This is a genomic window from Acinetobacter sp. ANC 4779 (assembly GCF_004331055.1).
Taxonomy (GTDB): Bacteria; Pseudomonadota; Gammaproteobacteria; order Pseudomonadales; family Moraxellaceae; genus Acinetobacter.
The window spans coordinates 156,197-169,767 of the sequence record NZ_SJNU01000004.1 but is presented as its reverse complement, the minus strand read 5'-3'; the positions used below and the strand labels follow the sequence as shown (position 1 = coordinate 169,767).

The following is a 13,571-nucleotide window of genomic DNA, read 5'->3' as shown; positions in this document are numbered from 1 at the left end:
AGTCGGGGTAAGAAATTGCAACGATCTAGGAGTGGATAAGATGAATATCCCGACCATAATCAAAAGTCTCTTAATTGCTGGAACAGTAAGTTTAAATATCTTGGCTCAGTCAAATGCCCAAGAATGGATACTGACCCCTCAGACTCATGTCAGTTTTGATATCAGGTCGATGGGTTTTTCGATCGTGAAAGGGGAATTTGAGCAGGTTCAATCCAGTATGAGCTTTGATCCCAAAGTGCCAAAAAATGCCTCGGCACAGTTTGTGTTGAATATAAATAGCCTAAGCTTGAGCCGACCTTCACTCCGAGAGATGATTTTGGGTGAAGATTTATTTTATGCAGAAAAATATCCAACCGCGACGTTTAATAGTCATGAATTTATAGCTTTAGGCAAAAATCATTACAGTATAAAAGGTGATTTGACATTGCGCGGTATCAGTCAGCCCATAACCTTTGATACGCTTTTAAAGCCAAATACAGCCGATCCACAACTTTTGGATGTCGAATCTAAAGCCGTGGTGAATCGTAGTGATTTTGGTATGAAAAAAGCATTTGGGGGGATAGGGGAAAAAGTGAATATTGCAGTAAATGGACAATGGCAGACAAGATAGTTTATGCATTTAAACAAGCACTTAAAGTACTTTAGAATTTCGAGTGTCTTACGTTTCTGGGTAATCGTTTAATTGTTATAGTGATATCGACTTCTCTACTTTCAAGTTGCTGACAGCGTTTAAACATCTTGATGAGCTTAAAATCAGGCAGTCTTTTAGAGTTAAAATATTAAAAAATAAAAATTTTATAAAGTGCTACTAGCTTAACACTACTTTATTAAGCCAATTGTTATAGAAAAATTATGTCGAGTATTTTTTCCATTAGTCATTAATGGTTTTACAAAAACCTCAATAAACTGATATAAAAATAACTAAAATACAAATTCGAAAATTTAAAACAAATTTAATGTAAGGATGGACCACATGTCTAAATCCGATCAATAAGCAATCAGAAAAGGTGGATTTAAATTTGAACACAACAATAAAAAATGGACTTATTATCGTCGCAATGGGTTTAGCGGTAAGCAGTCAGGCCTTTGCGAAATCATGGATTTTAACACCCCAAAGTAATGTGGGTTTTGAGATCAAGTCGATGGGGCTTACGGTGGTGAAAGCTAAATTTAATCAAGTTCAATCGAGCATGGAGTTTGATAGTAACGCACCACAAAATGCATCGACACATCTTATTATGGATGTCGACAGTCTGAGTTTTAATAAACCATTGCTAAAACATATGATTCTGGGTGAAGACCTATTTTATGCAGCAAAATACAAAACTGTAAGATTTAAAAGTATCCAATTTAAAGACTTGGGAAATGGAAAATATAATGTTTTAGGAAATTTAACCCTGCGTGGTGTGACCAAACCAGTGATTTTTGTAACGACCTTTAAACCCAGTCAATCGAATGTCAACATGCTCGATGTCCAAGCTTCTGCCGTGATTAACCGTAGCGATTTTGGTATGCGAAAAGGTATTGGAGGGGTGGGGGAAAAAGTTAATCTTCAGCTTTCGGGGCAATGTGAACTTAACTGAAAATTATATTGGCTGGCGTTTCAAAAAGATCTTTTTATAGGTTTTTTTAATTTATCTAGTGTGCTGTACGCTGTTTATTATCTGCATTCAAAAATCCCAGCAAACGGAAATTAAGATTTTTGGTTGCATAAAAGAACTCTCAAAAAAGCAGGATAAAAGCCCAAAATTTTGGCTTTTATCCATTCAGTACAAGTGCGATCAAACTGCCTGGAGGGCTTTTAAATCTTCCAATACTTGCTCTGCATGACCTGCAGCTTTGACTTTACGGTATTCTTTGACTAATTTGCCATTACGGAAAATAAAGGTTGAGCGTTCAATCCCCATTACCAGTTTGCCATACATGTTTTTTTCTTTAATCACGTCAAAGTGCTTGCACAGTATTTCTTCTTTGTCACTGATCAGATTAATGCTCAGATTCTGCTTTTCGGTAAAGTTCTGATGCGCTTTAACCGAGTCGCGTGAAATACCCAGAATAGTGGTATGTAAAGCATCAAATTGATCTTTTAGACATGAAAAACCTATCGCTTGCGTGGTGCAGCCCGGGGTTGAATCTTTCGGATAAAAATACACAATTAGCCATTCAGTCGGAATTTCGGTCAGATTAATTTCACCCGTGGTGGTGGGGAAGGTTTGATTGAGGAGGCTAATATCAGACATGTCTTGATCCTTATAAAGTCGAATTTGTCATATTAATCTTGAGTTTATACTGACATGATAGCGAATTTATTCATACTTATGCTGAAGTCCGCCAAGTAAATTTTCAATAATAAAAAGCCTGCAATTGCAGGCTTTTTATTGAATCTAAATCAACTTATTTTTTAGGTTGTTGAGCAGATTTCATTGCTTCTTCAGTTAAGCTTTTAAGCTTGCCTGTAAGTTGTGGACCAAAACAAGCTTGAAGATCTTTATTTTGTTTTTGAACAAAAGCTAAAGTAGCCGGGCTTTTCTTTTGGTTAACGGTACTTTGAATTTCCCATTTTTGAGCATTGGTTAATTTACCGTCTGCCTCAACCGCACAAGTACAATATTTACTTACTTCTGCAGCTGATAATTTTTTGCTTTTACCTGTTTCATCTTTACAAACATTAATTAAAGCAGATTTTACATTAGTGCTTTTATAAGCTTCTTGGAGCTTGTTTGTTTCTGCCGCATTTGAAGAAGTTGCCATGAATGCTGCAACAGAAACTAATGTAGAAAGAATAATGTTTGACTTCAAATTTTTCATGTATTGTTACCCTGTTATGACGGTATATAACGTGTTGGATCTGCGATACCGGCATCAGCAAAACCTTGTTTGCGTAAACGGCAACTATCGCATGTGCCACAAGCACGTCCTTGGTCGTCTGCTTGGTAGCAAGACACCGTTTGACTGTAGTCTACGCCATGTTCTATACCTAAGCGAATAATATTTGCTTTGGATAAATGTAACAGAGGTGTTTCAAATTTTAGAGGTTTGCCTTCCACACCAACCTTGGTAGCAAGGCGGGCCATGCGTTCAAAAGCATCAATAAATTCAGGGCGGCAGTCAGGATATCCTGAATAATCAACGGCATTAATCCCAATCACAATCGCTTCTGCACCAAACACTTCTGCGGCAGCGAGCGCATAAGACAGAAATATCGTGTTACGTGCTGGAACATAAGTTACAGGAATACCTTCCTGTTGATAATCTGGAACATCAATACTGTGGTCTGTTAATGCAGAACCACCGAGGTTACCTAAATCAATATTAATGACGCGATGTTCTACTCCAGCACGCTGTGTTAATGCTGTAGCAGCATCAAGTTCAGTGGTAGAACGTTGACCATACATAAAACTGATGGCAATACATTCATAACGTGCTTGCGCCCAAGCCAAACAAGTTGTTGAGTCTAAGCCGCCAGATAACAAAACTATGGCACGAGAGCGCATATTCAAATCTCCAAACAAATATAGGTATTCAAAAACAGAAATAAATTAACGACCAGTTTCATCATTCCAGAGCAATTTATGCAACTGGAGCTGGAAACGAACAGGAAGATGGTCTTCTAAAATCCATTGTGCTAAATCACGCGCAAGTTGAGGCAACCGAACTACACCTTTTTCAACTGCAAATGCAGGAGAGAACCACACGGTGCTAACCTTGTCGGTAAGTTGGTACTGTTCAACTTGTTGTTTTGACCATTCATAGTCTGCACGATTACAAATCACAAACTTGATTTGGTCGTGCTGAGTCAGGTGATCAAGATTACTCATTAAATTTCGTGAAACTTCACCAGAAGTGGGAGTTTTTAAATCGAGAACTTTAGAAATACGCGGATCAACTTTAGAGACATCTAAAGCACCACTGGTCTCAAGTGAGACTTCACAGCCCAGATCGGCTAAACGTTGCATTAGAGGGAGCGCATTTGGCTGAGCCAGCGGCTCACCACCCGTCACGCAAATATAAGGTGTTTTAAAATCAAGTGTAGTTTTAATAATGTCGTCTAGTGATTGACGCTCTCCACCTTCAAAAGAATAAGTGGTATCACAATAAGTGCAGCGTAAAGGACAGCCGGTTAAACGAATAAACACCGTTGGCAAACCGGCAGCGTTGGCTTCACCTTGTAATGAATAGAAAATCTCCGTGATGCGTAAACCCGCAGACGGATCAGAAACAGGAATAGCAGAAGAGCGAAGAGTATTCATAACAAAAAATTACCACACCAAAAAACATGAGAGTACAAAAACAAAAATCTCTACGCTCATGTCTGAGCGTAGAGACGAGGAGCGGCTAAAGCTCCGAGGAACACAAATGTTCCGTGTAAATTAAAGACTTAGTCTTCGCGTAATAAATCGTTCAGGCTGGTTTTAGCACGCGTTTTCGCATCAACTTTTTTCACGATGATTGCAGCATATAAGTTGCAAGTACCATCTTTAGAAGGAAGGCTACCAGCAACAACTACAGAACCTGCAGGAACGCGGCCGTAATGGATTTCGCCAGTTGCGCGGTCAAAGATTTTAGTCGATTGACCAATGAATACGCCCATTGAAATCACAGAACCTTCTTCAACGATCACACCTTCAACAATCTCAGAACGTGCACCGATAAAGCAGTTGTCTTCAATAATGGTTGGATTTGCTTGAAGTGGTTCAAGTACGCCACCAATACCAACACCACCAGACAAATGCACATTTTTACCAATTTGTGCACATGAACCAACAGTTGCCCAAGTATCAACCATGGTGCCTTCGTCAACATATGCACCAATGTTCACATAAGATGGCATCAATACGACATTTTTTGCCTGAAATGAACCTTTACGAGCCACAGCAGGTGGCACAACACGCACGCCAGCAGCTTTAAACTGTTCTTCAGTCCAATCGCCAAACTTGGTATCTACCTTGTCGTAGAAACGAAGATCACCAGACTCAATGGTTTTGTTGTCATTTAGTTTAAAAGATAACAAAACTGCTTTTTTAAGCCATTGGTGAACAATCCATTCACCATCGATTTTTTCAGCTACACGAAGTGTACCGTTATCTAGGCCAGCAATAGCTTCTTCTACAGCGCTACGAACTTCAGCAGGGCAATCAGCCGCTGTGAAATTAGCACGATCTTCAAAAGCCTGTTCAATGATTGTTGAAAGCTGAGACATGATCTTCCATTTCCAAAAAATTTCCCAAGATTTTACACTATATTGAGACAAAAATAGATGAAAAAGTGGCTTTAGATCGGAATTAATTATTAAACCTCGATAAATGGCTTTAAGCACCAAAATGCGAGAGATTCATTTAAGAAGTTTGTGAAGTATTAATGCGTTAACACAACGCAAACAATACAGTGATTATTATAATAGCTTATTCAGCTCGATAGATGAATTTCATCGCATAATATAAAATTATCTTTATAAAAAATTATTATTTATTAATGCAAAAGAGTATTTGTATCAAAAAATAACAAAAGATCAGCAAAATGTGAATAAAAAATATATTTTAAGTCCTTTATATTGAACTCATCATGAATACTTAATGATCAGAATAAAGTTTTTTTTTGAGGAGAGAAATAATGAAATATTTACATAAAATTTTCGCAATATCGGTTTTAGCTACAGCAGCTGGCACTGCAATGGCAGCTGATGAAATTATCGTCACTGATGAAGGTGTTACATCTTTTTCTTTCTTTAAACCAGCTGCTGTTCGTGCTGAAGTAGGTACTACTGGTTATGGTGGTGCAATCTCATGGAATGCTAACCCATATGTAGGTGTTACATTGGGTTATAACGGGGGTGACATTTCCTGGTCTGATGATTTATCTATCAATGGTTCTGATTATGATTTAGATATGGATAATAACCTAACTTATTTAAATGCTGAAATCCGTCCTTGGGCAAACTGGTTTTATATGGCTGCGGGTGTAGGTTATATTGATAATGATTATGATATCGAACGTCGTATAGGCGGTTCTGAAGGATTCACTGTGAATGGTACTGACTTTGTCGCTGGTGCTGGCGGAGCAAATATTAGCGGTCAATTATCGTATAAAAACAATTTGGCTCCATATGTAGGTATCGGTTTCTCACCCGCAATTACTAATCGTTGGGGCATATTTGGTGAAGTCGGTGCTTATTATAATGGTAACCCACGAGCTAATTTAACTGCGACTGGAACTGCTATAACTACACAACCAGGTGCAGATTTTATATCTGCAGTCGAGCAAGAAGAACGTGATATTGAAAATGATAATAAATATGAGTGGCTACCAGTGGCGAAACTGGGTGTAAGCTTCCGTTTTTAAGTCTAAGTTAAAAAAAAACGAGCTTAAGCTCGTTTTTTTGTTTTCGAAGATTAAATGCTTTTAGTTAAAAGCGATAACCGACTTTGAGACCATAAGCAGTGCATCATTATTATTTACTGTAGATAAAGGGCCAAATAAACTGCCTGAGCCATTTTGATCCTGCTGAATTTTTGCTTTATTGAACTTTAAATATTTTATGCCACTCGCAATAAATAAATTAGGCTGAATATTATAAAAACCACCGATCCCAAAACTATAGAAACCATCTGAAGGGCTTAGGGTGGAAGCAGGATTACCACTAACTGAATCTAGACCTATATCCATCGTGGAGGTCAATTTGTCATTAAATACATGGGCGAGACCTAAAGTTGTAGTCCACTGATCTGTCTGATAATCCACTAAAGGAACAGGGGTGTCGCTAACTGAACTGATCAAGAGGGAAATAATTTTAAAATTTTGCCCATTAACCCAACGCACTGATGCAGAAATTAAATTATTGGCTGTTATGCCGGATTGAAACTCAAGGTTGAGTGATTGAGGTATTTCTGTGTTGGTGTGTTGGTGTGTTGGTGTGTTGGTGGGTTGGTGGGTTGGTGGGTTGGTGGGTTGGTGGGTTGGTGTGCTGGTGTGATGCAAAATTGAGTAAAGGGATAGCTGGAACTGTGCTGACTTTTTCCTGAAATTATTGCTTATGTCGGATTTTAGAGCGATAAGTGGGTGAGGTTTGAAGAGCATATTCAGGTCGTTGATAGCTCACCCCCAGCGAGCCAAGCACGTGATGAATCTTTTTTTATTTCCCGAATATAATCGACTAGTAAGCCCAACTATTGAGCTGAAATTTTCAAATGTGTTTTTAAGCTTTGATAAATTAAGCCTCTATAGACATTCCAAGATTGATTTGGCGGATAGCCGACTAGGGTTGTGAGATTGTTAGTATCCAATTTAAAGTGCACCGCATTGACTAAATTATCCGCACTGGTAGGAATGGGATCTAACGCATAACCAACATTGGTTCCAAAAGGTTGATCATAAATAAAACCTAGTGACCAATTGGGATCGAGTTGTAATTTTAATGCCATGCTTGATAGATAAAAGTGATTAACAAAATCTTGTGTAGGGATTCCTGCATAGATCTATGGATTATTGGCTGCAGGTCGGTACCTATTTCCTGAAATATTGGCATCAACAAATATGGTTGAAAATTCAGCCTAATTCTCGGGCTGTAAAAATATTGCAATACTTTGGTTGGAAGTTTCAAGTGCTGCGGAAAAACCCTGTGTAGGCAAAAAAATGCATATACTGATGCCAAATGCCGTAGCTTTCATGAATAACCCACATTGAATATTGAAATATAGCTATAAAGTCATGGTTTAAATTATGAGTTCATAGGATGTGGTTGAATGTTTTTTATACATGTGTGCTAATTTATGCGGTTTTATTCAAAATGAGCAAGTCTAGATTTTAAATTATTTATACTGTAATGATCCAAGGGGATTTTTTTTATATTATTGATAAGTAAATAATTGAAATTATGAATGAGGGTTAAAAAAAGGGATATTGTGATATCCCTGATCTAAAAAATAATGTGATTTTTAATCTTCTGGATAAGCCACTCTTTTTAGAGCTTTGATGTCGGCTTCTGGTGAGCAGAGTGAAACAAACTCATAACCATAACCGCGCAGTAAATGTCCTTTACGCACCGCAATCCAGGTGGTATTCACTCCAAAAATATCGGTAGGAATTTGTTTCAAACGGTAGTCACGTTCTGCATCGTAAGCGACATTATTGACAATACCGACGCCCATATTCAGTTCAACATAGGTCTTGATGACATCAGCATCAAGCGCTGACATCACAATATCAATATCAATTCCTGCCTCTTCAAAGGCCTTGTCAATTTTTGAACGACCGGTGAAGCCGCCGTGATAAGTAATCAGCGGATATTGCGACAAATCTTCTAAAGTAATATCAGTTTTGCTGGCAAGTGGATGATTTTGTGGGGTGATAATACTGTGTTGCCAAGTATAAAAAGGCACACTCGCGAGGTTGTCTTCAGTGGTTAAAGACTCGGTTGCAATACCGATATCGGCTTCACCTTGAAGCAGCATTTCAGTAATTTCAACCGGACTGGCCTGTTGTAAAATTAGATGGACTTTTGGAAATTCTTTTTTAAATTGGTTCACAATCGGCGGCAATACATAACGCGCTTGAGTATGGGTGGTTGCAATCGTGAGCGTGCCTTCATCGACGCGGTTAAAGTCATCTGCCAGACGTTTAATGTTGTCTGCATCGACCAGCATGCGTTCAACAATCCCCAGTAAAGACTGACCCGGCTCAGTTAAACCCAGCAGACGTTTCCCTTTGCGGATAAACAGTTGTACGCCCAGTTCATCTTCCAAATCTTTGATGTGTTTACTTACCCCCGATTGCGAGGTGAAAAGTGCTGCTGAAGCTTCAGTTAAATTAAAGTTTTGTCTAACGGTTTCTCGAATAATTCTTAATTGTTGGAAATTCATGATTCTGCATACCTTAAAAGGGGATGGGGCTTTTTTGCCCCATCTATTTGTTTTTAAGCGACCTCATTAGCAAATAAATGCAATGCAGATGGGCTTAACCACACAGTTTGATTTGGTTTGAATTGATGTAATTTGGCTTCTTCAGAGCTAAGCGAAATTTCAATCAAATTACCTTGGCGATCTTGAAGTTCGGCAAGCACTTTACCGGCAATCCAAATTTCACGTAAGAATGTGGCTTGAATGGCATTTTCTTGCGGCGTGGCATGAATACTGAGTTCGTTTGGACGCGCAAATGCAATGATTTCACCTTGGGGCGCATCTTTCACTTGTGGCAACTGAATACGGTCTTCACCCAGATGAATAATACCTTGCTGATTTTGACCTTCGAAACGATTGGCCTGACCTAGAAAGTCAAAAACAAATGGCGTTGCCGGTTGTTCATAGACTTCACGTGGTGAACCAATTTGCTCTACATTGCCTTTATTCATTACGATAATCTGGTCAGCTACTTCCAAAGCTTCTTCCTGATCGTGGGTGACAAAAATAGAAGTGATATGCAATTCATCATGCAAGGTACGTAACCAGCGACGCAGTTCTTTACGCACTTTGGCATCGAGTGCACCAAACGGTTCATCCAGTAACAGTACCCGAGGCTCAACAGCAAGTGCGCGAGCCAAGGCAATACGTTGACGCTGACCGCCCGATAACTGAGCCGGGAAACGATCTGCCAAGAAACCGAGCTGAACCAAATCGAGTAAACGGGTGACACGCTTTTTGATTTCAGCTTCAGAAGGGCGGGTCGAGCGTGGACGAACCCGTAAACCAAAAGCAATATTTTCAAATACAGTCATGTGACGGAACAAGGCATAGTGCTGAAAAACGAAGCCCACTTGACGTTCGCGAACGTGAACATCGGTTGCATCTTCACCTTCAAGAATCACCTGACCGCCATCGGCTGATTCCAGACCAGCAATAATGCGCAGCAGAGTGGTTTTGCCGCAGCCTGATGGCCCAAGTAATGCCACCAGTTGCCCATCCGGAAAATCCAGTGAAATATTATTAAGTGCATGGAATGCACCAAAGTGTTTTTCAATATTTTTAACTTGAATACTCATGATGTCATTCCTTAAGAAACTGTTGAATCTTCATTACGTTTGTTTTGGTTCTCTTGGCGAATCTCAACCCAGGCTTTTAAAATCAGGGTCACAATGGCAAGTAAGGCCAACAGCGAGGACACCGCAAACGCAGCACTAAAGGTATATTCGTTATAAAGGATTTCTACATGTAACGGCAAAGTATTGGTTTCGCCGCGAATGTGACCAGAAACTACAGATACTGCACCGAATTCACCCATGGCACGGGCATTACACAGAATCACGCCGTAGATTAAACCCCACTTAATATTCGGTAAGGTCACTTTATAGAAGGTTTGCCAACCTGAAGCACCCAGTACAATTGCCGCTTCTTCTTCTTCAGTGCCTTGTGCTTCCATTAAAGGAATTAGTTCACGCGCCACAAAAGGAACGGTAATAAAGATGGTTGCAAGTACAATGGCAGGCACTGCATACAATACTTTGATGTCGTGATCCATCAGCCAGCTGCCCATCCAGCCTTGAGTACCAAAAATCAGCACCAGCATCATGCCTGCAATGACCGGGGATACCGAGAATGGAATGTCAATAATTGTGGTTAAAAGAGATTTGCCACGGAAGTTGAATTTCGCAACAGACCATGCAGCAGCAACACCAAACACCACATTTAAGGGTACGGCAATGGCAGCTGTCAATAAAGTCAGTTTTACTGCAGATAAAGTGTCTGGATTGATCAAGGCTTGGAAATAAACCGCAACGCCTTGCTTAAAGGCTTCCACAAAGACCAAAACTAACGGCAGAATCAGGCAGCTCAAGAAAAAGATCAGCGCAATGGTGATCAGAACATTCCGTACCCAGGTCGGTTCGCGGGTTGCATCACGAGATTGCAGTTTTTCTGCTAAAGCATTGCTATTGGTAGTTAAGCTCATCGGGCTGTTCTCCCTGTACGGCGGCTTGCCCATGCTTGTAGCAAGTTAATCAGGAATAAAATCGTAAAAGAAATTAACAACATCACCACCGCAATCGTGGTTGCACCTGCGTAATCATATTCTTCTAAACGCGAAATAATCATCAATGGTGCGATTTCAGTTTCATAGGGCTGGTTACCGGCAATAAAGATCACTGAACCGTATTCACCGACACCACGTGCAAATGCCAAGGCAAAACCAGTCAATAGTGCAGGGAACAGAATTGGCATAATGATTTTGGTTATAATCTGAAAACGGTTGGCGCCGAGTGCTGACGCAGCTTCTTCCAGTTCGGTTTCCATATCACTTAAAACAGGTTGTACCGTACGAACCACGAAAGGTAAGCCAATAAAAATCAGCGCAAGTGTGATCCCGATGGGAGTATAAGCCACTTTAATGCCAATCGGCTCCAGGTACTGACCAATCCAGCCGGTAGGTGCATATAAAGAGGTCAGGGCGATACCGGCAACTGCGGTTGGCAAGGCAAAAGGTAAATCCACCAAAGCATCAATAATTCGTTTGCCAGGAAAGCTGTAACGAACCAGACACCATGCCAGTAACAGACCAAAGATCACATTGACTAAGGCAGCAATAAGTGCGGCACTAAAACTTAACTGCAAAGATTTTAGGATACGTTCTGAACTTAAAATTTCCCATAAACCGTCCCAACCAATTCCCAGTGATTTAATAAACACTGCAGAGAGTGGAATAAGAACAATTAATGACAAATACGCTAGGGTAAAGCCTAGAGAAAGACCAAATCCTGGCAGCACTCGGGATCGCTGCGACATGATTACTCCTCAAGAGAGAAAATGCTGACCAATTAAGTCAGCAAAAATAAAAGTTTAATTCGGCACAAGCATAATTTGCATACTCTAAATTGCAAATTTAAAATAATACTTGCTCTCATCAGAAAAATTGATATGTTGCACTACGTGCTCTGAAATCAAATAATCATAAATTTCAGGAAACGGACCAAAACCAGAAGCCACATTAATATGTCCGACTTGGCCCAGATTAATCGGATTGAGCTTCCATGCTTGGGCTAAGCATTGGGCATCTTCAAAATTTAACCAAGGATCGTTTTCACTGATCAGTAAAGTAGTTGGAACGACAATTTTCAGTTGATGAAAATAACGTTGATAATCTTGTTGGCTATCACGTGCAAAGCCGGCTTCACCAAAACGTGCAGGATTGGCCGGAGCAACCAAAATCAAATTTTTAATTTTTTGATTGAGTTCAGGGTGCTGCGCCAGTGCTGCAACAGTGGTGAGGCAACCAAAGCTATGTGCAACAATTTGGATAGGGCCTTGAAGTGGAGCCACGGTATTTACAAATTCGCCTATCCAGGTTTCAAGTATCGGTTTATTCCAGTCCTGTTGTTGCACACGAGAGCATGACATAAGTTGTCGTTGTAACCAAGACTGCCAGTGAGCAGGTTCACTGCCACCTACACCTGGAACAATTACGGTATGAATCATGTCGATGCTCCTCTATCTTTCCAGCACGATTATTTTGCGTTATTGGCTTTTACGATTTGATCAAAGATGCCACCATTCTCAAAGTGAGCTTTTTGAACTTTATCCCAACCGCCAAATTCCTGATCAATGGTGACAAGTTTAAGTGGCTTAAATACATTGCTGTATTTTGCTAATACTTTTGCGTTACGTGGACGGTAGAAGTTACGTGCTGAAATTTCTTGACCCAATGGAGAGTACAAGAAGTTCAAGTAACCTTGTGCCAGATATTTGTTGCCTTTTTTCTCGGCATTCTTTTCTACAATCGCAACGGGTGGCTCAGCCAGAATAGACAGGCTAGGGGTGACGATTTCAAACTTGCCCGGCTGTTCACGAATCGCTAAGTGCGCTTCGTTTTCCCAAGCCAGTAATACGTCACCCATGCCGCGTTCAGCAAATGTTGTGGTTGCACCACGTGCTCCAGAATCGAGTACTTTGGTGTTTTTATAGATTTTACGCACGAATTCTTGAGCCGTTTTATCGTTACCACCGGCTTGGTGTTTCGCCCACGCCCAAGCGGCTAAATAGTTCCAGCGTGCACCGCCAGAAGTTTTAGGATTTGGCGTGATGATCCCGACACCCGGTTTTACCAAGTCGCCCCAGTCTTTGAGACCTTTCGGGTTGCCTTTACGTACCAAAAACACAATTGTAGATGTATAGGGTGTTGAGTTATGAGGAAGTTTTTTTTGCCAGTCAGCCGGAAGAAGTTTGGTCTTTTGTTCAATCACGTCAATATCCGCAGCAAGCGCAAGCGTCACCACATCAGCATCTAAACCATCAATCACTGCACGTGCTTGTTTGCCAGAACCACCATGAGATTGCTTGAAGTTGATTTTTTGACCGGTACGGCTTTCCCAGTATTTGCCGAACTGTTTATTGACATCTTCATAAAGTTCACGGGTTGGGTCATAAGAGACATTTAAAAAGTCTTTTGCGAGTGCGCTAAAAGAGGTTGCAGAGATAACTGCTGCTAAAATCCCTAACTTTAATTTTGCTGAAATGCTCATGCCAACCTCAATATTCTTAACTGTTTTGTAACATGAATGCAGAATAGCGCCATACTTTATGCATAAAAAATAATAAAAAATGAATTTAATATGAAAAAAAGAGATAAAGAAGCCTGTTCCGTATTCAAAGCAC

16 protein-coding genes are annotated in these 13,571 nt (G+C 40.2%); 3 read left to right on the top strand and 13 right to left on the bottom strand.

The window, feature by feature from the left end; translation table 11 throughout:
* Positions 1 to 40 precede the first annotated feature (40 nt).
* Entirely contained in the window at positions 41 to 610 is a 570-nt protein-coding gene (locus tag E0H80_RS06915; RefSeq protein WP_131364383.1) for a YceI family protein, read from the top strand.
* Positions 611 to 1,019: 409 nt separating this feature from the next.
* A complete protein-coding gene (locus E0H80_RS06910; RefSeq protein ID WP_416224576.1) occupies positions 1,020 to 1,583 on the top strand; it encodes a YceI family protein in 564 nt (187 codons plus the stop codon).
* A 198-nt stretch (positions 1,584 to 1,781) separates the two neighbouring features.
* On the opposite strand, the gene E0H80_RS06905 is transcribed toward E0H80_RS06910, so the two are convergent.
* The 5 genes from E0H80_RS06905 to dapD all read right to left on the bottom strand — a co-directional run bounded on the left by E0H80_RS06905 (position 1,782) and on the right by dapD (position 5,200).
* Positions 1,782 to 2,240, bottom strand: a complete 459-nt coding sequence (locus E0H80_RS06905) for a peroxiredoxin (RefSeq protein WP_131364381.1) — start codon at positions 2,238 to 2,240, stop codon at positions 1,782 to 1,784.
* A 154-nt stretch (positions 2,241 to 2,394) separates the two neighbouring features.
* Complete coding sequence (locus tag E0H80_RS06900) at positions 2,395 to 2,808, bottom strand: hypothetical protein (protein ID WP_067863763.1); 414 nt, start codon at positions 2,806 to 2,808, stop codon at positions 2,395 to 2,397.
* Between the two features lie 14 nt (positions 2,809 to 2,822).
* On the bottom strand, positions 2,823 to 3,494 hold the full coding sequence (queC, locus tag E0H80_RS06895) for a 7-cyano-7-deazaguanine synthase QueC (protein WP_131364379.1): 672 nt from the start codon (positions 3,492 to 3,494) through the stop codon (positions 2,823 to 2,825).
* A 45-nt stretch (positions 3,495 to 3,539) separates the two neighbouring features.
* On the bottom strand, positions 3,540 to 4,250 hold the full coding sequence (gene queE / locus E0H80_RS06890; RefSeq protein WP_067863769.1) for a 7-carboxy-7-deazaguanine synthase QueE: 711 nt from the start codon (positions 4,248 to 4,250) through the stop codon (positions 3,540 to 3,542).
* 128 nt (positions 4,251 to 4,378) lie between these two features.
* A complete protein-coding gene (gene dapD, locus E0H80_RS06885; RefSeq protein ID WP_131364377.1) occupies positions 4,379 to 5,200 on the bottom strand; it encodes a 2,3,4,5-tetrahydropyridine-2,6-dicarboxylate N-succinyltransferase in 822 nt (273 codons plus the stop codon).
* 410 nt (positions 5,201 to 5,610) lie between these two features.
* Between dapD and carO the strand changes: the two genes are divergently transcribed.
* Positions 5,611 to 6,339: an ornithine uptake porin CarO gene (gene carO, locus E0H80_RS06880; RefSeq protein ID WP_131364375.1), complete on the top strand. Its 729-nt coding sequence runs from the start codon at positions 5,611 to 5,613 to the stop codon at positions 6,337 to 6,339.
* Positions 6,340 to 6,399: 60 nt separating this feature from the next.
* Here carO and E0H80_RS06875 read toward each other — a convergent pair whose 3' ends face one another.
* The 8 genes from E0H80_RS06875 to E0H80_RS06840 all read right to left on the bottom strand — a co-directional run bounded on the left by E0H80_RS06875 (position 6,400) and on the right by E0H80_RS06840 (position 13,438).
* A complete protein-coding gene (locus E0H80_RS06875) occupies positions 6,400 to 7,074 on the bottom strand; it encodes a hypothetical protein (RefSeq protein WP_131364373.1) in 675 nt (224 codons plus the stop codon).
* A gap of 89 nt (positions 7,075 to 7,163) precedes the next feature.
* On the bottom strand, positions 7,164 to 7,418 hold the full coding sequence (locus E0H80_RS06870) for a hypothetical protein (protein ID WP_131364371.1): 255 nt from the start codon (positions 7,416 to 7,418) through the stop codon (positions 7,164 to 7,166).
* A 513-nt stretch (positions 7,419 to 7,931) separates the two neighbouring features.
* Positions 7,932 to 8,855: a CysB family HTH-type transcriptional regulator gene (locus E0H80_RS06865; protein ID WP_131364369.1), complete on the bottom strand. Its 924-nt coding sequence runs from the start codon at positions 8,853 to 8,855 to the stop codon at positions 7,932 to 7,934.
* 53 nt (positions 8,856 to 8,908) lie between these two features.
* Positions 8,909 to 9,970: a sulfate/molybdate ABC transporter ATP-binding protein gene (locus E0H80_RS06860; protein WP_131364367.1), complete on the bottom strand. Its 1,062-nt coding sequence runs from the start codon at positions 9,968 to 9,970 to the stop codon at positions 8,909 to 8,911.
* Positions 9,971 to 9,981: 11 nt separating this feature from the next.
* Positions 9,982 to 10,875, bottom strand: coding sequence for a sulfate ABC transporter permease subunit CysW (gene cysW, locus E0H80_RS06855; protein ID WP_067863798.1), 894 nt, complete (start codon positions 10,873 to 10,875; stop codon positions 9,982 to 9,984).
* Positions 10,872 to 11,705 carry a sulfate ABC transporter permease subunit CysT gene (gene cysT / locus E0H80_RS06850; protein WP_131364365.1) on the bottom strand — a complete coding sequence of 278 codons (834 nt, stop codon included), beginning with the start codon at positions 11,703 to 11,705 and terminating at the stop codon, positions 10,872 to 10,874. The genes cysW and cysT overlap by 4 nt, the downstream gene beginning before the upstream one ends.
* Before the next feature lie 84 nt (positions 11,706 to 11,789).
* Entirely contained in the window at positions 11,790 to 12,395 is a 606-nt protein-coding gene (locus E0H80_RS06845; RefSeq protein ID WP_131364363.1) for an alpha/beta hydrolase, read from the bottom strand.
* Positions 12,396 to 12,424: 29 nt separating this feature from the next.
* Complete coding sequence (locus E0H80_RS06840; RefSeq protein WP_131364361.1) at positions 12,425 to 13,438, bottom strand: sulfate ABC transporter substrate-binding protein; 1,014 nt, start codon at positions 13,436 to 13,438, stop codon at positions 12,425 to 12,427.
* Positions 13,439 to 13,571 lie beyond the last annotated feature (133 nt).

Bases quoted from the DNA above. Each gene is read 5' to 3' on its own strand.
- E0H80_RS06905 (WP_131364381.1), bottom strand. From the start codon at position 2,240: ATGTCTGATATTAGCCTCCTCAATCAAACCTTCCCCACCACCACGGGT.
- E0H80_RS06840 (WP_131364361.1), bottom strand. From the start codon at position 13,438: ATGAGCATTTCAGCAAAATTAAAGTTAGGGATTTTAGCAGCAGTTATC.
- queC (WP_131364379.1), bottom strand. From the start codon at position 3,494: ATGCGCTCTCGTGCCATAGTTTTGTTATCTGGCGGCTTAGACTCAACA.
- E0H80_RS06870 (WP_131364371.1), bottom strand. From the start codon at position 7,418: ATGGCATTAAAATTACAACTCGATCCCAATTGGTCACTAGGTTTTATT.
- E0H80_RS06915 (WP_131364383.1), top strand. From the start codon at position 41: ATGAATATCCCGACCATAATCAAAAGTCTCTTAATTGCTGGAACAGTA.
- E0H80_RS06865 (WP_131364369.1), bottom strand. From the start codon at position 8,855: ATGAATTTCCAACAATTAAGAATTATTCGAGAAACCGTTAGACAAAAC.
- cysT (WP_131364365.1), bottom strand. From the start codon at position 11,705: ATGTCGCAGCGATCCCGAGTGCTGCCAGGATTTGGTCTTTCTCTAGGC.
- carO (WP_131364375.1), top strand. From the start codon at position 5,611: ATGAAATATTTACATAAAATTTTCGCAATATCGGTTTTAGCTACAGCA.
- E0H80_RS06875 (WP_131364373.1), bottom strand. From the start codon at position 7,074: ATGCTCTTCAAACCTCACCCACTTATCGCTCTAAAATCCGACATAAGC.
- cysW (WP_067863798.1), bottom strand. From the start codon at position 10,875: ATGAGCTTAACTACCAATAGCAATGCTTTAGCAGAAAAACTGCAATCT.
- queE (WP_067863769.1), bottom strand. From the start codon at position 4,250: ATGAATACTCTTCGCTCTTCTGCTATTCCTGTTTCTGATCCGTCTGCG.
- E0H80_RS06860 (WP_131364367.1), bottom strand. From the start codon at position 9,970: ATGAGTATTCAAGTTAAAAATATTGAAAAACACTTTGGTGCATTCCAT.
- dapD (WP_131364377.1), bottom strand. From the start codon at position 5,200: ATGTCTCAGCTTTCAACAATCATTGAACAGGCTTTTGAAGATCGTGCT.
- E0H80_RS06900 (WP_067863763.1), bottom strand. From the start codon at position 2,808: ATGAAAAATTTGAAGTCAAACATTATTCTTTCTACATTAGTTTCTGTT.
- E0H80_RS06845 (WP_131364363.1), bottom strand. From the start codon at position 12,395: ATGATTCATACCGTAATTGTTCCAGGTGTAGGTGGCAGTGAACCTGCT.